Genomic DNA, 23,465 nt, shown 5'->3' with positions numbered 1-23,465 from the left:
AGTTTAATGCGGCAGACCCCAACTTTCCAGGGCAAAGGTTCGCTGCAAATAGTTATTAATTAATTTAGAGCTAAACGAAACTTACACCAGGTTCCGGTTTCCGGAATCTGGTATTTTTGATAGGTAATTATTTACTGACGTATACTTTCCTCCCTTCAATTTTAAAGTGAACTAATTTTGTTGATTCTAATGCTTTCAGTATTTGGCTTATATTCTTAGATCGGGAAACATTGCCGGAAAATGCACCGGTTGGGAATGGTCCTTTGTAAAACACTTCAATGTTGTACCAGCGGGCGATGTCCTGCATTATTTTTTCAATCTTCGCGTCGTTAAAAACAAAGTTGCCGTCCTTCCAGGCAAGCGACTCTTCCAACGCTGCTTTTGAAACGCTCATCGTTTCCCCCTTCAATAACGACTGTTGTCCGGGAGTTAGAATGACTTCATCCTGATAAACAATTTTTCCGTGATCACTCCAGGCAGAGGCCTGATAGCCAACTTTCACACTGCCCTCAGCCAGTGTTGTAACAATATTTTTGTCTTGCCTGTAAGCTTTAATGTTAAAGTGCGTCCCTAAAACGGTCACTTCCTGTCCATCTGTCTCCACTAAAAATGGATGTAGTTTATCCTTTGCTACCTCAAAGTACGCTTCGCCATGAAGTTCAACCCGCCTGTCTTTTAAAGATGAAAAAGAGACAGGGTATTTTAGGGATGAGGCTGCATTTAACCAAACCCGGGAACCATCCGGTAATTTTACCTGGTAGGTTTCTCCCATTGCTGTAGATAGCAAATTATGCTGTCCCGGTTTTGCCGCACTGTTTTCTTTGATTTCATAAACGATTTCTCCATCTAAGGTTTTAGATATTGTTACCCCAGATTCGCTGGCCAGTTCGCCGGAGGGCATAGCAGAGAGCAGAATTTTCCTCCCGTTAGCCAGCGTTAACGTAGCAGCGCTTTTGCCTGGGGCAATATCCTGATTTGACGAAACAACTTGTGGTTGGTTGCCTATGGATAAGATCTGGTCTTTGAATAAAATTGCCACAGTCAACATCGCTGCAATTGCAGCGACCCCAGCAATGCGGGGCCATAGTTTCCTGACCTTATGACGGGTCTGTGGCTGACTCGTTATCTGGTGAAATATTTGCCCGGCGCGCAACTCGGAGAGTTCGGTTTGATGAATCTCGGTTGACTGATACGCTCTTTCAATGAGTTCAAAAAGATGCTGCTCGGCACCTTCTTCGGCTAAGAAGTTGTTAAATTCCGTTAACTCTTCAACGGATGCCGTTTTAGACTGGAATTTCTGAAGTAATAAAAGGAGCCTGTTGTCTTCTATATTCGGCATGATTAATATACGGGGAATAATTGTCCCTTTCCTATATTAATCCATGAAAAGACGATAAGGGGGTATTGAAGAAGAAAAAAAGTTAAATAATTTTTAGAATAATTAAAATCGCGGCAAGATCGGTATGCGATTTCATGTAAGATCTAAGCGAACGAAGCGCCAGTTTCATATAACTTTTAACCGTTTCAACGCTTAAATTCATACTCTGAGCCACTTGCTCATATTTCAGCCCATCAACGCGGCAAAGTTCATAAACCATTTTTTGTTGAGGGGGTAACAGCGCAATGCCGTTGGCAAGTATTTTTTGAGTATCCGTCAGCAAGATTCCCTCCTCTGTTTCGTTATGGCTTTCTGTCCAATCTTTTCGCAGTTCAATTTCTGTCTTAGCTTCCAGGACTCGCCGCCGCAGTATTTGAAAGCTTCGGTTACGTGTTAATGTGGTTAAATAGGCGCCCAGATTAGTTTCATCTGTAAGTTTCCCTGCACTCTGCCAAAGTTTCAGCATTACTTCCTGAAGTACTTCTTCAGCCAACGCTTCCGATTTCAGGAAAAAAAGTGCTCTTGAATAAACCGTTCGCCGATGGTAATCATAAATTATTTTGAAGGCGTGCTGATCACCATCCGCAATTTTGCGGAGCAGTTGGCTTTCATTATTTAGCGACCTTACTAACATTAAATGGATATAATAATCTGTTTAATATTTCAATTTTCACCACATCTAATATTTAAAAACACGCTCACGGATCTAATTTCACAGATGTTTTTTCTTGCATACAGGTGAAAATCTTTGAACATTTTTTAAAAATTTGGCAACTTTAAAAAGTTGCGCTTTCATTTCAGGCAAAGTGAAACTAAAATTACCGTCAAATTCAAAAATTAACACTTTTTAAACCTCAACAATGCCAAACTATTACTCACTCTACAACATTCAATGTAAATTTAGTAATAAGTTAAGATAAAATTAATGTTTTCAGATTAATTTGTAAAAAATCGTCCCAAACTGCGATTTTATATGAATGAGCCATTACGTGGGTATTTCGGAGATATGTTATACCCTATTTCGTGGCAAATTGACCACCATACTTGAAAAGAGTTCAAATAGAAGGCGTGTTTTTTGATCGGGCATATTCGGGACAGTTTTTTGAGAAAACGGCCCCGAATGACTATGTAAAAAGTTGAATATCAATAAGTTTAATTCGGGAATTATTGATGTTATTCGCTATTCCCCTGCGCATTTTTGTTTTTATATTCACTCGGTAGCACACCCATAATTTCCTTAAATCGCTGCGAGAAGTATTTAGTGTCGTTAATTCCTATCAGATGAGAGACCTCCTTTATGGAATGTTGTTGTGTATCAATAAGCTTTGCGGCATATCTGATTTTTACCTGCCTCATAAATTCTATCGGACTTTGCCCTGTTAAGCTCTTTATCTTTTTAACAAATACACTGCGGCTCGTCGACATCGCCGAAATAAGGGCATCTACATTAAATTCATTATCACTTATATTGTTTTCAATTTCTGTTTTAACAGCTGATAAAAAACGCTTATTAGCATCAATAAAATGATTGTTCGGCTGGGCAAGCATTTTTTCATTAGGGCTTTCCGCCTGTTGATGGAAGCTATCATATAAACGCTTCCTTTGTTCTATAATGGTTTTAATTCTTGACTTGAGCATCTGCGTATTAAACGGTTTCGTGATAAAACCATCTGCACCATGTTCATAGGCAGTTATTTCTGTATCCGGGTCTGTTTTAGCGGTTAAGAAAATTAGCGGGATATGGCTGGTTCCCGGTTGTTTCCGAAGTTCATCCAAAAATTCAATCCCATTCATCTCAGGCATCATAATATCACTTATTATAAAATCAGGCGTTTCCTTTTGGGCTATGGTTAAACCAGAAACACCATCGCCGGCCTGGAGTAAATGATAATTTTTTGCTAATAAACCAGCAATATATTCCCTAAGGTCGTTATCGTCCTCAATTAACAAAATAGTTTCCTGATCACTGCCAGCAGGTTCTTCCGGCTGTTCGGGCACCAATAGATGCGGCTGACTGAGATGCGCTCCGGGTACCTTCATAGTATCGCTGAAAATCACGTTTTCAACATCTTTAAAATGTGCGCGCCCTGTTTGAAAAAATATGGTGAAGGTGCTGCCTTTTTTCTCTTCACTATTTACCTCGATTTTTGCCCCATGGCGTTCAACTATTTCTTTGACAATTGATAAACCAATACCCGTACTGGGTTTATTTTTATCAGGATGGTACGAAACAAAACGGCTGAACAGCTTTTTTAATATTTCGCTGCTCATCCCGGCACCGCTGTCTTTTACCTGGATCGCGATTTGTGAATCGGCGCGAAAAATGTCAACCACTATCGTTTTATTCGGCGGAGTGTGTTTAACTGCATTCGACAACAGGTTAAACATCATCTTTTCGATACTGTCCGGATCAACCCAAATCTTTTGCCCCCGGCTCCGGTCATTTACTTCAAGGTTTATTTTTTCCAGTTTCGCACTTTCCGCAAAGTCAACAGCAATATTGGATACATATTCGCCAATAGCTGTCTCACTGACGTATAGCAACTGGTTTTGTATTTTTCTAAAGTCCAGGATCTGGTTAACTAAACGCAACATCCTCTTAGCATTTTTTAAAACCAGTTGAAGCTGATGATGTACCGCGGGATTAATTTGCTCATTTACTAAAATGTTTTCTACCGGCGATACCACCATGGTCAGTGGGGTTCTTATTTCGTGGGATATATCGGTGAAAAAATTTGTCTTCATATCCGTTTGTTCCCGCTCCAACTGAAGCCGGTCCCTCATTCGAAAGAAAAGTACAGCCGCACGCGCCGTAAAAAATATAATGACCAGTCCCGTTACAATGTAAAGCAGCAGGGCCCAGCCAGTTTGCCAAAACGCAGGGACTATTTTAATCTCAAGCATATGATCATTGTCAAGCCACTTACCCGTGCCATTGGTTGATCTTACGTGAAATGTATAATTTCCGGGTGCCAGGTTGATATATTTTGCACTCCGCTCTTTTGTATCTACCCAGCTGCTGTCAACGCCATCCAGTTTGTAAGCGTATTTTATCTGTTTGGTGTCGGTGAAGTTTAAGGCGGCAAATTCAAGCGTGATAAAATTCTGTTTATAATTAAGCCGGAGTAATTTGGTATCATCAATATGCTGGGAAAGAATAGACCCTGCTCCTATGGGTACGTTGCGGTTAGCCAGCTGAAGTCCTGTTAGCGCCACATATGTTTTAAAGGTATCTTTTTTAATTTTGTAAGGATCACCAACTACCAATCCGCCGGTAGTCCCCAGCATAATTTGCCCGGAATGAGCAATGATACCGCCGCCTTCCGAAAAAATTTCTCCTTTAATTAAGCGGTTAATATTATTGTAATTCTCAAACGATTTGCTGCTTTGATCAAACCTGGTAACATCCGATTCACTGATTATCCAAAGCCTGTGCTGCACGTCTTCTTTTATTTGCATGGTAAGGTTTGACGCCAGTCCATTTGCTTCAGAATAATTAAAAAACGTAGCGGGATAGCCGGCTGCGTCCTTAGCGGCAACCACGTTCATTCCTCCGCCAAAAACCGCGATATAGATTTTGCCGTTTGATGCCGTACAAATATTAAATACATCAAGACCGGAAAATCCTTTACTACCAAGCTTTTGATTATACCCTTTTAATCCAAAAAGGCCATTTTTACCACTGTTTTGTGATAATACCAGTAAGCCTTGCGTTGTGCCGACATATAATTTACCCGAACGATCTTCGGCGATGTCCCTGACGAAAGCGTAGTTAACCGGATAATTTGTAAATGTGTTTTTTAAATTATAAAACCTGCCCTCTATATCATTATCTGCCAGGTTTAACCCGCCGCTATAGGTACCAATCCATATGCGCTTACGGCTATCGGCAAAAATTTTATATATTTTGTCATCGCTCAGGCTGTAAGGGTCTTTTTTGTCCTTAAGGAAATGACTAATCTTGAATTTTTTGCCTGAGCTGCCTGGAATGAGCTTATAAACTCCGTTTCCTTTTGTTCCGATCCATATATTATGATGTGCATCCTGCATCATGGTATATGCTGCCCCGCTTAATGGCTTTCCCGTGCCGATTTCCCCGTCTTCGGTTACATATCCGATCTTTTTTAGATCGGGCGAGTAAACAGCAATCTTTTGACCTTTTGTAGCTATCCAAATGCGGTGCTGATCATCTTCGAGTATACTGCGGACATTATTATCGCCACCGGGGTTAACGGTTAAAGTCTTAAACACAGGATCGCTGAAAACGATTTTTCCAAGTCCCTGAGACCGGGTGCTGATCCACAAATTACCTTGCTTATCAGAAAAAGCCGCATAAAGCACCATAGCAGCGTAGCTGGGGTTGGAGGGATAAAGATCGGAAACCGGCATGAGCTGATCTTTTTCGGCATTATAAAAGGAGAATACGCCATCAGAGGGGTTTATCCATAAATGGTTATTGATATCTTCCCATATCATGAAACGCGCAGAAAAAGAGTTGTCATTTGTCAGGTCTCCCCTTTTTATTGTAAATAATTTGGTGGTATTGGAAGAGGTGCTGAACTTAAATATATCCGATGGTCTGTTTGTTTCGAACCAGGCATTTTTTTGATGGTCGATAAAAACAGAAAGGATGCTTGCCGGTTGATGGCCCAAAACATCCGGCAGCTTATGCTTTTCTATTTTACCGTCGCGGCAATCATATATAAAAAACTCATTCGCTGAAGCTGCAATTAACAAACGATTATCGTCAACTTTTTTAAGCGAATGAATCGCCTTCGTTGTTTCTACTGTAACCAGCCTGAATTTTGACGAATCTTTGTTATAAATATAGATTCTGCCCGCACGGGAAGCGAAAAAAATTTCACGCCCTGTTTCCAATGCGCAAAAAAATCTCTGGCCATTAGTAAAATATGCGTTTTTTATTTCGGGTTTGGAAGATAGCTGATACAGACCATTTTCTGTCAGCAGCCAGCTATTCTGTTCTTTATCCACATAAACATCATGGATACGGCTATTTGGCCGACGTGCTATAAAAGTTGGCGTAAGTGCCGAATCTTTAAAACAAATTCCTCCCAGGTGCTTATTAATAAACCAAAGGGTACCTGATGAAGTAACGATTACGCTATCTGCAAGGAACTTTTCTTTTTTTAATATGCCGGTAAAATTAGGCGTGGAAAAGGTTTCGTGGCGCGGATCAAAGCGATAAATATCATTTTCATGAGATCTTACCCATATAAAACCATACCTGTCCAGGTACATCTTATTTTTCATTAACCTGCGGCCGTTCTTAACCGCTTTATAAGCGTAAAAACTGTTTCCGTCAAAGCTGCAGATCCCATCCCAGGTTGAAAACCACATAAACCCTTTTTTATCCTGAATAATATCCATTACCGTTTTTTGCGGTAATCCGTCTTCCGTACCGTAATGGAATGCATCATATTTAACCTGAGCACCTCCCCGGATAAAAAAGAAGGAAAATAAAAAAGTAAAGCAATAGATTCGGCGGTTCATAATTTATTGTAACCAAATATACACTTTGGGCAGGTGCCGGATGAGATTTTCAGACGAAAAGCAGATTTTTTGGAGGGGGCGATATCGTCTTATTTGGTGGGTCAAAATGCAGGTGAATTTCCATAATATATCACTATTGCTTGTATAAATATAGGGTGTATCAAATGGAGACATCCATGGCAATGCACAACAACCATCACTATATGTTTTTAGTTAATTATATGATAATCAAGAATATATGTTTTAGTTTTCAATATTCAAAACTGCACTTTATTCGATTTTGCTGTTAGGCCTTATACCAACAGCAATGCTTTTTTGCACCCCTGGGTACAATTGCATTTACCCTAATAAGCTTTTTTTTATAAAAATTTGATTATCAATTACTTAAGTTATTCATGATAAAATCGTACAATTAAAGGGCAATTTGCGCAAACCGGTCGCCCTTGCTGTATTTGATATTTGTTACCATCAGTCTTTTCTAAAAGACTTACCAATTGTAACACCGGCATTAACATTTTGCTTAGCCATTTTACTGAAAACGAACTGTTATGGAGCTATAGCTCCAATAATTCAAGCAATCAGGTGCATTTGTAAGCATTAGTTATTCGGGCCGGCATTAAAAATAGATTATGCTGATATGAGACCATCTCTATTAAAAATCGAGACTAAAAAGGAAAAGTCATTTAGCATTCGGTATGGTGTTATCCCTGCATTTAAAGGCGTTTGGCATTATCATCCCGAAGTTGAGTTGCACTACGTTGTCAAAGGCGATGGCATTAGCGTCATCGCCGATAGCGTCCGTAATTTCTCGGCAGGAGAACTTATATTTTTAGGTGAAAACCTGCCGCATTGCTGGCGGCCAAGCAAAGAATATTGTGTGGAAGAAGATGCACTGGATGTTGAAGCAATTGTATTGCAATTTTTGCCCGATTGCCTTGGGCGATACCTGATCAATTTACCGGAAGCCTGTTTGTTGCCAAAACTATTTGAAAAAGCCCGGGCCGGAATGCTGATAAATGGAACAGACAAAGTTAGGATTGTAGCCCTGATGCAACGACTTTTAAATGAAGACGGGCTTAGCTGCATCATTACTTTAATGGAGATTTTAAAAGAGTTATCGGAAACAGCCCAGTATCATCAAATTGCTTTTTCCAAGAATGCATTATACCGGTGTACTGAAGAGGAGAGCAAAAGGTTCAACGATATCTGCCATCATACGCTTAAACACTTCAAACGCGAAGTAAGCTTAAGGGAAATCGCATCAGTAGGGAATCTAAGCACGGCATCGTTTTGCCGGTATTTTAAACTGATGACCAATAAGAACTACAGCCAGTTTATTACCCAGATCCGTATTAGTCATGCCTGTAAATTAATTATCGAAGACCGGCTTTCTACACCAGCTATCTGCTTCGAATCGGGTTTTTATAACCTGTCTAATTTTTACCGGCATTTTAAAAAACACACCGGCATGACACCGCTTGTCTATAAAACCACCTATACACAGCGGCGCAGGGCCAGCTGATATAAAGAAATCTTAATTAATAACATGCAATTATAACTAACCCGATAAATTATGAATCCCACTTTACAAAAAAAGGCAGTTCCAAAATCACCTTCCAGGTATGGCCTGGTTTTATCCGCGTTTTTGATGGTGTTTGCTGTACAAGGCCGTGCAGCACATCTGCCGGCACATTTTGAGGAAACGCGTCAGGCAGAAAATTTTGCCGACATTATTGTTAAAGGTACAGTAACCGATAGTAAAGGTTTAGCTGTCCCGGGTGCTACCGTTAAAGACAAAAACACTGGTAAAAGTGTTGCTACCAACACTAACGGCGAGTTTACTATAACAGCCGCATCAGGCAGCGATGTATTGATAATTAGCTTTATCGGTTATAAAACACAGGAAGTGCCGGTAAATAACCGAACCAGTATTAAAATTATCCTGGAAGAAGGAAATTCAGCGCTCAATGAAGTAGTAGTTATTGGTTTTGGTACTACAAAAAAACGTGACCTGACCGGGTCTGTCGTTTCGGTTAAAGCAGAAGACATTACGGCGAGGCCAGGCCCCAATCCTGTGGAATCATTGCAGGGAAGAGTGCCCGGGCTGGATATTACCCGCACATCAGGGCAGGCTGGCGCCGGGGTAAATATACAGCTGCGTGGCACCCGGTCATTCACGTCCAGCGGTACGCCGCTGTTTATCATCGATGGTTTGCCGGGAGATTATGCAACCATCAATGCTAATGATATCGAATCTATCGATGTATTGAAAGACGCTTCATCAACTGCCGTTTATGGTTCTGCCGGCGCTAATGGTGTTATTATTATCACCACAAAAAGCGGCAAATCGGGTAAAATGAATATCGATTTCAACTCGTATTACGGTTATAATGGCTGGTCTGTTACGCCCAAGATGGTTACCGGAGACGATTATTTGAAAGCCAAACGGGATGCTTACAGTTATGTATATGATGCTGCTAACAGTAAATGGACAACCACCGGAGCGCTTTGGCAATCGCCGGCAGACGATGCAACAATTTTCGGTGCCCAAAGATATGCCCTTTACCAGCAAAATCAGTTTGTTGATTGGGCGAAAGTTTTACTGCAAAAAAATCCCAGCACGCAAAACTATAGTTTAGCCGCTTCGGGAGGGTCTGAAAACACCAAAGCGTATGTATCCTTAAACCTTCAGAACGAAACCGGCCAGTACAGGGGCGATGATTATAAACAATATTCAACCAGTATGCGCTTAGATCATAAAATAAAAAAATGGGTATCCATTGGCGCTAACCTGCAGGCATCGTACGTAATTAGAAACAAAGCCCAGGATAAGTTGGAAAACGCCCTGACTACTGACCCGCTTATACAACCCTACAACACCGATGGCACACTAAATACCAACCTTGGCAATAACGTGTATAACCTGCTGCTCGATTATCAGCCCGGTGTTTATGCAAACGTTGATAACAACACCAAGGTGTTTTTTAACCCTTATGTAGAAGTAAAGCCGATAAAAGGGTTAAGCATTTTATCGCGCGCGGGCGTCCATATGGATTATTCCAACACTTACCGGTTTGATGGCATTGGTTCTGTATCGTACACTTATGCAAATGCCAACATTGCAAAGGCGAGTATCACTCAAAACCGTTACCAGGGGCTGCAGTGGGAAAACATCCTGACGTACAACATGAAAATAAAACAAGACCACGAACTGACATTCACCGGTGTTACTTCATATTACTACAATCAAAACACCAATACCCAACAAAACCAGAGTAATATCACCTCAAATAATTTTGAGTGGTATAAGTTTACCGGCGATGTAAATACTACGGCTACGTCATCATATACCATGTCAAAAACCTTTGGTTTGATCGGCCGTGTTAATTACTCATACCAGGGCAAATATCTTTTCTCGGCCACGGTACGCCGCGATGGGGCATCGGTTTTGTACTCCACAAACCGCTGGGATAATTTCCCGGCGCTTTCTGCCGGCTGGAGGATATCGCAGGAGAAATTTATGGATTTCAGCAAAAGCTGGCTTGACGACCTGAAGCTTCGCGGAAGCTGGGGTATTACAGGTACCGCTAAAATTGATCCGTACAGTTCGGTATCTAACGTAGAGTCGGGCAACTCTTCGTTAGGTGGCTCAACTACTGCCATCTATAAAAGCTCGCAGTATCTCACTAACCCCGATCTAACCTGGGAAAAATCAACAACTACCAATATTGGTTTAGATGCTTCTGTTTTCGGTAACCGTATCAACCTGGCGTTAGATTATTATAATACCAATACCAACGGCGTTATTTATTCTGTATCCCTGCCCAGTATTTATGGCACCTACACGCCCGGCACCAATTATCTTACCAACATCAATATAGCGCAAACCAACAATAAAGGGATTGAGGTAGCGCTAAACACACGCAATATAGTTACCAAAGATTTTGAATGGTCATCGTCAATCGCCTATTCGCGCAACCGGGAGAAGATCCTTAAAATAACCAACGGCTTTTCAGATAATCTCACTAACACCAATACTCCATACACGCTTACACTCGGTCAGCCGGTAAATTCTTTCCGTAACTTTAAGATAGATGGCATTTGGCAAATTGGCCAGGAAGCGGATGCGGCGGCATTTGGCAAGCGCCCGGGCGATATAATGGTTGACGTTCCGGGGATGACTCATGTTGCACCTGGCGTTTACACTAAGCAAATTAATGGCGTAACCACTTATTACTACGCCAATCTGGCTGCGGCCCAAAAATTTAACCCCACGCTTACGGCAGCAACTTCGCTATATAACTACAGTGCCAACGATTATCAAACTGTTGGACATAACAGCCCCGATTGGTCGCTGGGATTTCAAAACCAGTTCAAATACAAGAGTTTCGATTTGACCGTGTATACTTATATGCGCTGGGGGCAAACTATCAGTTACAATATGATGGGATGGTACCAGCCAAATGGATTTGCAACCAATGCAAGCCCTTCACGGACATTCCCGGCATCTTTTAACTATTGGACACCAACTAACCCTTCAAATGATTTCCCGGTGATGAACTACTTAGCCAGCAGTTCAACCATGATCGGTTTTTCGGGTTTAAATTATGTGGACGGGTCGTTCTTTAAAGTTAAAAATATTACGCTTGGTTACACATTGCCAACCCATATAGCCAAAAAGATATCCCTGCAAAGGTTCCGTGTGTATGGTACCATTACCAATCCGTTGATCATTGCAAAAAGTCATTTCTTAAAGGATTACGACCCTGAAATGAATGGTGGCCTTGCTTATCCGTTAACTAAACAGATTGTACTGGGTTTAAACGTAACACTTTAATATAAAATCGGCAAAATCTTATAGCTGAAAACCAATAAAAAATACAAACATGAAAAATCAACATATCAAACGAAGGATCTATAAATGCGGATTATGCTTGTGGCTTGTTACACTAAGCGTATCGTCATGTAAAAAATTAGATGAGTTCAACCCAACTTCTTTATCAGAGCAAAATGTACTTACTAATTTTACGGGCTGGAAAGCCTATCAAAGCAACTGTTATACCGGGCTTTGGGGCTCGCTCATAGGCCTGCAGTATGGATTGGTTTCGGAAGTTGGTACCGATTTATGGACATTTTCATACAACAACCATAACCAGTACAAGGATATCATGGCTTATGAAGCATTCACTACAAGTTCGGGCATCATAAAAAACGTGTGGGATTTTGCGTGGGGATCGGTGGCGGCCTGTAATAAAACCATCGCGCTTTCAACCCAGTTAACAGACGGCGCTGCCAATGCCGCTGATATAAAGACCCTGGTAGCCGAAACTAAGTGTTTGCGGGCGTATTATTATTCGGTAATAGTTGCGCAGTTTGGCAGTGTCCCACTAATTATAAACGACGATCCGCAAAAAAGTTTAACCCCCGAACGCACCCCAATCCCTCAGATTTATACCCAGATCATCGCCGACCTGACAAGTGCGGCCGCGGACCTACCGGTAACACCGTATCAAAACAATGCAGCGCGTGTAACTAAAAAGGCCGCACTTGGCTTACTTGCGCGTGCTTATGTCCAGGGTGCAGGCGAAGGGCTAACCGAGAACGGAAAATCTTACTGGCAGCGTGCTAAAGAAGTTGCAGACGACTTAATTAATAACAAGGGTTCATACAATGCCGCTATGTATACTGATTTTGCGCAGGTATTTGCTGCTGCCAATAACAGGAATAACGCTGAAGCTTTGTTTACAGCCTATGGACTTAACCCTTACGATCCATCATACGATGTCTTCACCGGTAACGCTAAACCCAATATTTATCTGCATTATTATCCAAAATTGGATGATGCATTCGGCACGGCCGATTTGTTTAAAAGAAGTGTAAACTCAAACACATCTAACGGTTATTACGGGCGCTTAAACCAACAATTTGTAGCGCCTACCAAATACCTGATCAATTGCTTTAACGCGGCGTATGATAAGCGTTGGGAAAACACCTTCGTAACGGCCTTTGCAAACTATTCGGGCGTGCAGGCCATCAGTAGTCTTGGCAGCGGCGCTCCAAGTCCGGCAAATGTTACTTACGCGGCGGCATCTGTTACGCTGACAGCTGCCATGTGCACCAAATATGGCATTGATGCCTCGCATATAGGTCAGGTCATCTATCCCTATGCAGACGTAAATGCACGTAATGCCTCGGCAAATGCTACCTGGCAATACGTTCCTTCCATCTGGCCAAAAGGCGATCATTCGGGCAGTATCTCGGTTTTAACCAGTATCCCAAATGCCAATGTGCACCCATACCCGCTGGCTCAGGACGAAGACCGGTTTTTTGTTTATTTAAGCAAAGACGCGCTTACTACTGCAGACAAAAAATTACGCAGGTATGTAACCGTGAACATCGATGACCTGTTCGATCCGTCAGACGCGACAGGCAGTACCTACAAGGCAGTTACCTCAACTAACGGGCTGCCGAACACGGCGCTGGCCAACTTGTTCCCGGCCATGATGAAGTTTAACCATAATTTTGATGGTGGCTGGCTGGGCGGCAACTTCCAGCAAAAGTTAGGCAACATTATGATTATGCGTATGGCAGAAGTTTACCTGATCGCGGCCGAGGCTACTATTCACGCTGGCGGCAACGGCGCGGCAGCGGCTCAATATTTAAATGTATTAAGGCAGCGTGCATGTAGAAACCCTGCTGATTTTAATGCAGCAACCGGAATGATGTTAACCAACGCTACTATAAACGATGTTTTTGATGAATATGCCCGCGAATTGTGCGGCGAATATAGCCGCTGGGCACTTTTAAAACGCGAGAAAGCATTTGAGAGCCGGTTAGCTGCATACAATGCTACAGCTGCTGCCAACTTTAAACCAGCCATATATTATAACCGTCCTATTCCGTTCAGCTTCCTGAGCCAAATTAATAATGCGAGTGAATTTGGGACTAATGGGTATTAATAATAAGCCCGTATAGGGTTATTTGACAGACCTGTACAGGATTTTCAAATTGATGCCGCCCGGCCGAACGGCCGGGCGGTTTTTTACTGTTTTATCAGAATACTACCCACTATAATGAGCATATTAAAGTCAACTTTTATAACATTTGCACTGTTGGTGTTAATGCCAATCCTGATAAAAGCACAGGATAAAACAGAAAAATGGGGCGTGTTTGAACTTGTGTTAAAAGGCACTGATGCCGGCAATCCTTTCTTAAACACACAGCTGAAGGCTGAGTTCAGACATGGGGACAAAATATACCGCCCCGACGGATTTTATGACGGCAATGGCATTTATAAAATAAGATTTATGCCCGATGAGGAGGGCACCTGGACCTACACCACTATCAGCAACCATAATGAACTTGATAAGAAACGAGGTGAATTTATTTGCACCCCTGCCGGGAAAAACACACACGGGCCGGTTAGGGTAAGCCACCAATATCAATTCGCTTATGCGGATAGTACGGCTTATATCCCATTTGGTACTACTATTTATGAATGGGCGTTCCGCGATGCCGAACGCCGGAAACAAACCATTGAATCGCTTAAGGCATCGCCGTTTAATAAGGCGCGCATGCTGGCAGTTCCGCCGTACAGCGATTATTATGCCAAGGGGCCGGGCAAGCTAAGTGTTTTTCCTTTTGTAGGTACCGGGAAAGAAAATTTTGATTTTTCGCGATTCAACCCCCAATTTTTTAAAGGACTGGAAGATAACATAAAGCAACTGGCCGATATTGGGGTTGAGGCCGATCTGATTCTTTTTCGCCCGTATGATAAAGATAAATGGGGCTTTGATATGATGGACGATGAAACTAACATCCGCTTCATCAAATATATGGTTGCCCGTTTTGCAGCCTATCATAATATATGGTGGAGCATGTGCAACGAGAATAGTTTTATTAAACATTTAACAGATGAAGACTGGGACCGCTATTTTCAGGTGGTGCAAAAGGCCGATCCGTATAACCATTTGCGCTCCATTCACAATGCAGACCGTGTGTATGATTACAGCAAACCCTGGGTTACCCATGTAAGCCTGCAATATTATAATGTGGTAAAGGCCCCGTGGGGAACATCGCTGCTGCGCGATATTTACAAAAAACCCATTGTTAACGATGAAATTAATTACGAAGGGGCTATTAACAGACGCTGGGGCCAATTGACGGGCGAAGAGTTAACCTTCCGTTTCTGGAACGCTTACATCGGGGGCGGATATGCCACACATGGCGATTCATCGCCTACCGGTTGGATTGGCGGCGGCGGTAAACTGGCCGGCGAAAGTCCTGCACGCATCGCTTTCCTGAAAAAGATTATGGAAGCCGCGCCGCGCGACGGATTTGAGCCTATTGACCACTATTACACTCCGAATTATATTGGTAAATATGGCGAATATTACCTGATTTACTTTGGCCGGGATAAACCTACTGAATGGCCTTTTAAGCTGCCAAAAGCCATGCTGACCGAAGGAATGAAATTTAAGGTGGAAATTATTGACACCTGGAACATGACAATTAGCCAGGCAGGTAATACTTTCGAGATTAAAAAGATGGATAACTATTTGTTTGATGATAAACAGCAGCAAAAAATTAAACTGCCAGGCAGGCCTTATATAGCTTTAAGAATTACGCGGATTGATAAGGATACCCCAAATTCTAAAAAAATCAAGAGAAATGAACTGAACGAAGATCAGCCATAACTGCGATGACCGCTTAATTAAGTATATGAAATCTTTGTTCATTTGTGCTGGCTTGATCGCACTGACTGCAGTATTTACATTGCCGGTTGCTGCCCAACAGCAAAGTAATACGGTTCAAAAACCCGACCTGCTTTATCAAAAGTAGCTGAATTGAAAAGAGCCTCACCAAGTGAGGCTCTTTTGTTTTTAACCTGTCGTATTCTCCCCTTCTATTTGCCGCATACGCACCGCTGTAGTTATTATATTATTCCCGAGATTTATCTTGTGAAGATCATCTATCTTAAATGGCGTTTTAATCAATAAATAAAGGAGGCTAATAACATGAGAAAAATAATCGTTTTATCATTTATTACGTTAGACGGCGTGATGCAAGCACCCGGCGGACCTGAGGAAGATCCATCTGGTGATTTTAAGTATGGCGGCTGGACTGCCCCCTATGGTGACGAAGTTTCTGGTAAGGTGATGCAAAAACAGATGGAACCTGCCGATCTTCTTTTAGGCAGAAAAACATTTAACATTTGGGAGGCTTATTGGCCTAAACACGCCGAGTATTGGCCAGGCGTTAATGACGTTACAAAATACGTCTTGTCTAATACCATGGATAAGTCGGATTGGGGAAATTCTGTGTTCCTGACAAGTGTGGAGGATATTGAAAAGCTCAAAAATTCAGAAGGTACCGACATCAAAGTTTGGGGCAGCAGCCAACTGGTTCAGCTATTATTACAGCATGATCTGGTTGACGAATTTTGGCTCAATATTTACCCGGTGCTGCTGGGTAAAGGGAAAAAACTGTTTAATGATCATGCGATACCGGCAGCCTTTACACTTACCGAAAGCACTATTACCCCAGGCGGCGTTATTATGGCCAATTACAAGCGAAGCGGAAAAGTTGAAACCGGCACTGTTGGCCCTTAAGCTTATTGGAAATATCAGCCATATACTATTCAACGCACATGCATTGAAGTGATAAAGTTCGCTTTGAAACCTTAACTCAACCAATGAAGCATCAAACTTGTGAGCAACTGGTTACTTCTCTGAAATTGGTTTGGGAATAGTAATAAACGCGCCAGTGTAAGTTTAATACAGTAAAATGAAAAGGTTACCAAATTGTTAAATAATTACCCTGCTTTGATAGATGGACCAATTCCAATTACTACTTTAGGGAATTACAAATTGAGTGGCCCCTATACAAACTGATATCGTTAAACTACAAAATGCGGTTGCTATTAACCGCGATGAGGCGGCCTACCGGCAGTTGTTTCTGCTATTCTATAGTCCTGTCATCCGCTTCTCCAAAAATATCGTTCATTCTGAAGAAGCAGCAGAAGAGCTTTATGTAGATATGATGATGAAAATTTGGCTGATGGGCGATAAGCTGGAACAGATAGAAAACCTGAAAGTATATTTATATACCTTAATCAAAAACGCCTCTTTAAATTATTTAAAAGCCCAAAAAAAGGTAGCCTATATTTCGCTTGATGATATTGAGGTTGAATATTACGCAAGCAGTTCGCCCGAAGAAAAAATGCTTTCTAATGAATTTAAGGATAAAATAAACCAGGCTATCAGCAACTTGCCGCCGAAGTGCCAGGTTGTATTCCGCTTAATCAAGGAAGATGGTTTCAATTACAAGCAAACCGCCGAGATACTGCAGCTTTCGGTTAACACCATTGAAGGGCACATGACTACTGCCCTAAAAAAACTTTCAATTTCATTGAAAATGATATAGCATTTTTTCGAAAACGCATCTGCCTTTTTGTTTTTTTCCAAATTTATTTAATCCTGACCGGTGGAAGCGCTGTTTTTTGTTGTCTTAAAGATAGCAAAACAAGATAACTATGTCTGAACAACTATTTTTTCAACTTTTAAGCAGGCAAATAGCCGGCGAAGCCGGCAAAAGCGAGCTGCTGCAGTTGAAGGAATTAATGGATAATAACCCTGAATGGAAAAAGCTTTATCAGTACCTGAATTATAAAACTGAGGATCAAAGCGCCGAAGATATGATTAAGGCCGAACAGGCCTTTGCCTTGCATTCCGTAAAAATGCAGCTAATTGGGGAGCAGGCATTCCCGGCTGAAGGCTACGACGACGATATGATCGTTCCTTTTTGGAAAAGAAACTTAAGATTTTTAGCCGGCATTGCGGCCGCCATACTTATTGTTTCAACAGTTGCGGTATTATTGTTTACCCCTACTGCCACATACTTTACAGCGCTTAACAAAATTGAAACAAAAAAAGGATCTAAAACACACGTTACCTTGCCCGATGGTACCGAGGTATGGGTTAATGCCGATACTAAACTGAGTTATAATTTTAAAGGCAAGCTGCGCGAAGTATGGCTAAGCGGCGAAGCTTTTTTTGATGTGAAGCATAACGCCCAACACCCCTTTATCATACATACCGAAAAGATCACCATTGAGGATTTAGGCACGGCCTTTAACGTAAAAAGCTATCCGGAAGATGCCTACATCGAAACTTCACTCATTCGCGGTAAAATTCAGATCAACTTTAACGACCGCCCCGATGAAACGGTGATCCTGCATCCTAATGAAAAGCTGACGGTAAGGAAAGATCAATCCGGTTTGGATCAAAATAAGATTGAACCTAATCAATCTAAAATTAAAGTAGATAACCTTGCCCAGCTTAATGATCAGCATCTGACAGTTGAAACAGCCTGGGTGAGTAATAAAATGGCATTTACAAATAGCCCGCTGGCAGACATAGCAGAACTGATGAAACGGCGCTTTGACATACAAGTGGAGTTTAAGGATGCCGAGGTAATGGATTACCGCTATACCGGCATATTTGAAGATGAAGACCTGAAGGAAATATTAAACATAATTAAACAATCCAAACCCTTTAACTACGAACTGAATGGAAAAAAACTGATCATCACCAAGTGAGGATTTGCATTAAATAAAAACGGGAAATGTTGACGCATTCCCCGTTAAGAATAATTGCAATATCCAGCGACATCCCCGGCTTAAGGAGAATTAACTAAATTATTCATTACTATTCAAAACAAATGTATGAAGAAAATCAGACTCTTCAATCAATATCTATTTGCGTCCACTCAAAGCAAATTGTTACTCAAAATGAAGCTACTTTTAATATTTGCAGCACTTACTTTACAAACTACTGCAGCTGTTTTTTCGCAAACAAAAGTGACCATTGATGTAAAAAACACATCATTAGCTAATGTGTTTAAAGTTATCGAACATAAAACCAATTATCGTTTTGTGTATAATAACGAGGTAGTGCCGGTTACCCGGGTTGTCACTTTTAAAGCAACCGACAAAGATTTGTCACTCATACTTGATGAATTACTGGAGAAATTGCCGGTTACTTACAAAATATTACCTAATAAGATCATCGTACTATCGCCAAAACCGACAGCCGAAAACCAGGATGTGCAAGTCCAGCCGGTTACGGTTACCGGTATGGTTACAGATGAAACCGGCAATCCTTTACCTGGTGTTTCGATCAAATCAAAATCAGATATTAAATACAGCACCGTCACCGATGTTAACGGCCACTTCAGCCTGGTTTTAAATGACCGTGACCATGTGCTTGTGTTTACTTTTATTGGCTATGCTACCATACAGCAAACTGTGCCTGCTACCGGCGGCATGCTCATCAAAATGTCGCCCTCGGCCAATAGTTTAAATGAGGTGCAGATTATTGGTTACGGCACTGTTACGCGTGCGTTAAACACCGGTTCGGTAAGTTCGCTTTCTGCCAAAGATATCGAAAACCAACCGGTGAGCAACCCATTGGCAGCTATGCAGGGGAAGTTGCCGGGCGTGCAGATCACTCAGAATAACGGCTTGCCGGGCAGTGGTTTCAGGGTACAGATCAGGGGTATCGGTTCCATATCGAACGGCACATTGCCCTTATATGTTATTGATGGCGTTCCATTTACCTTATTTAATGGTAGTGTACCGGCAACAGACGGTTTAAATGCTTACGGTATTGGTGGCGCCAATGGTGGCGAAACCAGCCCGCTCGGCATGATTAACCCGGATGATATTGAACGCATAGACGTTTTAAAAGATGCGGATGCAACGGCCATTTATGGTTCAAAAGGCGCTAATGGGGTGGTGTTAATTACCACTAAAAAAGGCAGCGGCGGTAAAACCAAATACAACGTTAACTTTTACCAGGGTATTGGTAAGGTGAGCCATTTTATAGATGAATTGAACACTCAGGATTATTTAGCGATGCGCAAGGCCGCGTTTGCCGCTTCCGGTGTAACGGCTACCACCACCAATGCCCCCGATTTATTGGTTTGGGATCAAAACGCTTATACCAACTGGCAGCAAAAGTTTATTGGCGGTACCGCTAAAACAACCAATGCCAGTATAGCTATTTCGGGGGGTGATACGCAAAACACCTTTTTGTTTAGCTCTAACTTTCGCCGGGAAGGTACCGTTTTCCCGGGTAGTTTTGGTGCCAACACCTTTTCAAACAGGTTAAACGCAGGCCACAAAAGCGAAGACAATAAGTTTGGCATTAACCTTAGTGTAAACTACGCTTACATGCAAAACAACATCATCGGTACCGACTTGTCGACTCTGTACGCTTTGCCACCAAACCTGCCGCTTTACAATGCCGATGGCAGCCTGTACTGGAATTCGTCAATAACCAACCCCTTAGCTTATTTGCTCAGGCCCAACAACAATACCACAACTAACCTCATTTCCAATCTGGATGTGTATTACCATTTGCTGCCTGGCTTAAATATTAAAGCCAACTTAGGCTATTCGCAAACCGGCTTAAAGCAAACTCTGCAAACTCCGCTTACCTCGCTTAACCCTGCAAACGTTGTTTTATCGGCCCCTACCAATCAGTTGCGCTATGCTAACAATACCTACTCTAATTATATTTTAGAGCCACAGGTAGAGTATATCCGTAAAATTGGGGACGGCAATTTACAAGCATTAGTGGGTACTACCTTTCAACGTACCTTAACCGATGGCTTAAACTTAATAGGCACCGGCTTTAGCAGCGATGCCCTTATCGGCAATTTAAATAATGCAGCAGCTATTGTAAATAATGGCAGCAATAATTCAGACTATAAATACACCGCCTTGTTTGGCCGCTTAAACTACAACTGGGGCGATAAATATATTATAGATGGTACTTTCCGTCGTGATGGTTCTTCCCGGTTCGGGATAAACAATCGTTTCGGTAATTTTGGCGCCGTTGGCGCAGCCTGGATTTTTACCCAGGAAACCTTCACTAAAAATATCGGCTGGCTTAGCTTTGGTAAACTGCGTGGCAGCTACGGCATCACCGGTAACGACCAGATACAAAACTATTTAACCGATGCCTATTTTAATACCATTGGTTCGACTAACAGCTACCAGGGGCAAGCTATTGTATATCCTGCAAACATCCCAAATCCCGATCTGCATTGGGAAACCAATAAAAAACTGGATGTAGCAATTGAGTTAGGGTTTTTAAAGGACAGGATCTATGTTAAAGCTGATTACTTCCGCAACCGGTCTTCAGATCAACTCGTATCTGCCGTGTTACCAACCCAATCGGGCTTTAACAGCTACGCTACCAACTTTCCGGCTGTTATACAAAACAGCGGATTTGAGTTTGAGTTAAACACCACTAACATTAAGCTAAAAGACTTTAAGTGGGCAACATCGCTCAATTTAACTATCCAGCGCAACAAAATTGCCGAAATTACTAATCCTTCTAAACTGTTTAGCACCTACATTATCGGGCAGCCGCTTAGTGTGGCTATGCTATATCATTTTACAGGCATTAACCCGGCAACAGGCATACCCACCTACCAGGATATGAATGGCGACGGCGCGATAACCTTTGCCGGCGACCGCGCTCCGGCACCGCAGGGACACCCTTATTACGGTGGTATGACTAATACATTTAGTTATAAAAGCCTGCAGTTGGATGTGTCATTTTTGTTTAACCATCGCATGGGATATGTCAACAATACTTCCAGTTACCCATACGGAACAGGGCCAAGCAATCAAAACACCAGTGCGCTGCAGCGCTGGATGACTCCGGGAGATAATTCCATGTACCCGGGCGCAACTACCGTTGGCACAACACCTTATTTTAATTATAACTCATCAGACGCCAACTGGGGCGATGCTTCGTTTATTAAGCTAAAAACGGTGAGCTTAACCTACGCGCTGCCAAAGCCATGGGTACGATCTATGAAGCTGACTAACTTATCGGTATTTGCCAGGGGCGAAAACCTGGTTACCTGGGCCAGGCAAAAGTACACGTATGATCCGGAAACAGCCGTTTCGGGAGCGGCCCCTGGTTTGGGTACCGGTCAATTCATAGCCATGCCTCAATTACGTACAATGGTTATCGGTCTTAATTGCACATTTTAATTAATCAGAGATCATCATGACACAAAAATATCATATATCAAAAAAAATATTGATCTGCCTGAGTATCCCGGCTTTGATCATCACGTCTTCCTGCAATAAATATGTGGAATTATCTGCCCCGCAAAACAAGATCCAGGCATCAACAGCATATTTAACAGATGCTACAGCAACAGCTGCCGTGGTTGCGCTATATAACTATGGTATCTTTAACAGCTTTAACGCGCTGCAGCAAAGCATTGCACTTTTTGCCGGCGTAAGTTCGGATGAATTGCATTACACCCTAACTACCGCGCCGGAGATCACCGAGATAGAAAACAACAATATTTCAATTAACAACCTTACCACTGCCAATAACCTTTGGTATTATGCCTATGCCGAGCTATTGGAGGCAAACGATGCGATTAGCGGGATAACAGCATCTACCTCCTTAACCCCGTCTGTAAAATCGCAGCTATTGGGCGAGGCTAAGTTTTTCAGGGCGATGATGCATTTTTACCTGGTTAATTACTACGGTGCCATACCGCTAATTACAGGCAATGACGCATTAACCAATGCCTATTTGCCACGCACAGCGCCCGAGCAGGTGTATGCCTCTATCATCAGCGATCTGAAAGATGCGCAGGGTTTGCTTCCGGTAACTTATGTGGGTACCTTAAAATCAAGGGTGAACCAACTGGCGGCCACCGCTTTGCTGGCCCGGGTGTATTTATACCATAAAGAATATGCAAATGCCGAAGCCATGGCTACACAGGTTATTGGTTCCGGAACATATACGCTGCCTACTCCGGCCTCGGCATTCCTCAATACCAGCACCGAAACCATTTTGCAATTTGCCACTTATTATGGTTATTCGGCATTTGCAGGTTCATACCGGACGGCCAGTTCTGCAGCTAATATAGCCCCGCCTCCCTATGTGTTAACCAGTACTATTGCCAACAGTTTTGAAGCCGGCGACGCCCGCAAAACAAACTGGGTTGATTCAACCGTGACCGGTTCTAAATTTTACCGGATAAATAAATACAAAATTTTCACGGCTGCTACCGCAGGCGCGGGTAACGAATTTAATGTTGTATTACGTTTAGCCGAGCAGTACCTGATCCGTGCCGAAGCAAGAGCGCAGCAAAATAACTTAACAGGGGCTGCGGCCGATGTTAATACAGTTAGGGCCCGCGCCGGCCTGGCTAACTTGCCTACACTAATAGCAGGATCGCAAACGTCATTACTTACTGCTGTTGCACAGGAAAGAAAAGTAGAGCTGTTTGGCGAGTACGGGCACCGCTGGTTTGATTTGTTAAGAACAGGCCAGGCAAATGCCGTGTTAAGCGTGCTAAAACCAGGCACATGGAATGCAACCCGGTCGGTATTATTCCCAATTCCTGATGGACAAAGGTTGGTTAATCCTGCCCTTACCCAAAACCCGGGCTATTAAAATGCATGGAATTTGTCACTAAAAACATTCGCAAAACGCCATAAGTAATAAATTGAAATCGATTTTTAAAAAAT

Annotated in this window: 12 protein-coding genes; 9 read left to right on the top strand and 3 right to left on the bottom strand. The window is 42.3% G+C overall.

What is annotated here, in order from left to right:
• Positions 1–127 precede the first annotated feature (127 nt).
• The 3 genes from AC07M6_RS02520 to AC07M6_RS02510 form a co-directional block, all read right to left on the bottom strand.
• On the bottom strand, positions 128–1,339 hold the full coding sequence (locus AC07M6_RS02520) for a FecR family protein (protein WP_494887297.1): 1,212 nt from the start codon (positions 1,337–1,339) through the stop codon (positions 128–130).
• Positions 1,340–1,421: 82 nt separating this feature from the next.
• On the bottom strand, positions 1,422–2,012 hold the full coding sequence (locus AC07M6_RS02515) for an RNA polymerase sigma factor (protein ID WP_494887296.1): 591 nt from the start codon (positions 2,010–2,012) through the stop codon (positions 1,422–1,424).
• A gap of 539 nt (positions 2,013–2,551) precedes the next feature.
• Complete coding sequence (locus tag AC07M6_RS02510) at positions 2,552–6,889, bottom strand: two-component regulator propeller domain-containing protein (RefSeq protein WP_494887294.1); 4,338 nt, start codon at positions 6,887–6,889, stop codon at positions 2,552–2,554.
• Between the two features lie 637 nt (positions 6,890–7,526).
• Between AC07M6_RS02510 and AC07M6_RS02505 the strand changes: the two genes are divergently transcribed.
• The 9 genes from AC07M6_RS02505 to AC07M6_RS02465 all read left to right on the top strand — a co-directional run bounded on the left by AC07M6_RS02505 (position 7,527) and on the right by AC07M6_RS02465 (position 23,391).
• The gene (locus AC07M6_RS02505; protein WP_494887292.1) at positions 7,527–8,411 is read left to right on the top strand and encodes an AraC family transcriptional regulator; all 885 of its coding nucleotides are present in this window, start codon (positions 7,527–7,529) and stop codon (positions 8,409–8,411) included.
• A gap of 51 nt (positions 8,412–8,462) precedes the next feature.
• Positions 8,463–11,726 carry a SusC/RagA family TonB-linked outer membrane protein gene (locus AC07M6_RS02500; RefSeq protein WP_494887290.1) on the top strand — a complete coding sequence of 1,088 codons (3,264 nt, stop codon included), beginning with the start codon at positions 8,463–8,465 and terminating at the stop codon, positions 11,724–11,726.
• Positions 11,727–11,775: 49 nt separating this feature from the next.
• Positions 11,776–13,848 (top strand): RagB/SusD family nutrient uptake outer membrane protein, encoded by a 2,073-nt coding sequence (locus AC07M6_RS02495; RefSeq protein ID WP_494887289.1) that lies wholly within the window; start codon positions 11,776–11,778, stop codon positions 13,846–13,848.
• Positions 13,849–14,010: 162 nt separating this feature from the next.
• Entirely contained in the window at positions 14,011–15,585 is a 1,575-nt protein-coding gene (locus AC07M6_RS02490; protein WP_494887287.1) for a DUF5060 domain-containing protein, read from the top strand.
• A gap of 321 nt (positions 15,586–15,906) precedes the next feature.
• On the top strand, positions 15,907–16,500 hold the full coding sequence (locus AC07M6_RS02485) for a dihydrofolate reductase family protein (protein ID WP_494887285.1): 594 nt from the start codon (positions 15,907–15,909) through the stop codon (positions 16,498–16,500).
• 262 nt (positions 16,501–16,762) lie between these two features.
• Positions 16,763–17,314, top strand: a complete 552-nt coding sequence (locus AC07M6_RS02480) for an RNA polymerase sigma-70 factor (RefSeq protein ID WP_494887284.1) — start codon at positions 16,763–16,765, stop codon at positions 17,312–17,314.
• Positions 17,315–17,423: 109 nt separating this feature from the next.
• The gene (locus AC07M6_RS02475; RefSeq protein WP_494887282.1) at positions 17,424–18,488 is read left to right on the top strand and encodes a FecR family protein; all 1,065 of its coding nucleotides are present in this window, start codon (positions 17,424–17,426) and stop codon (positions 18,486–18,488) included.
• A gap of 192 nt (positions 18,489–18,680) precedes the next feature.
• Positions 18,681–21,962 carry a SusC/RagA family TonB-linked outer membrane protein gene (locus tag AC07M6_RS02470; RefSeq protein WP_494887281.1) on the top strand — a complete coding sequence of 1,094 codons (3,282 nt, stop codon included), beginning with the start codon at positions 18,681–18,683 and terminating at the stop codon, positions 21,960–21,962.
• 16 nt (positions 21,963–21,978) lie between these two features.
• Entirely contained in the window at positions 21,979–23,391 is a 1,413-nt protein-coding gene (locus tag AC07M6_RS02465) for a RagB/SusD family nutrient uptake outer membrane protein (RefSeq protein WP_494887279.1), read from the top strand.
• Positions 23,392–23,465 lie beyond the last annotated feature (74 nt).

This window comes from Mucilaginibacter sp. GW821-FHT07H05 (assembly GCF_059418485.1).
The sequence above is the reverse complement of the archived record's forward strand: the minus strand, read 5'-3'. Positions and strand labels throughout refer to the sequence as shown.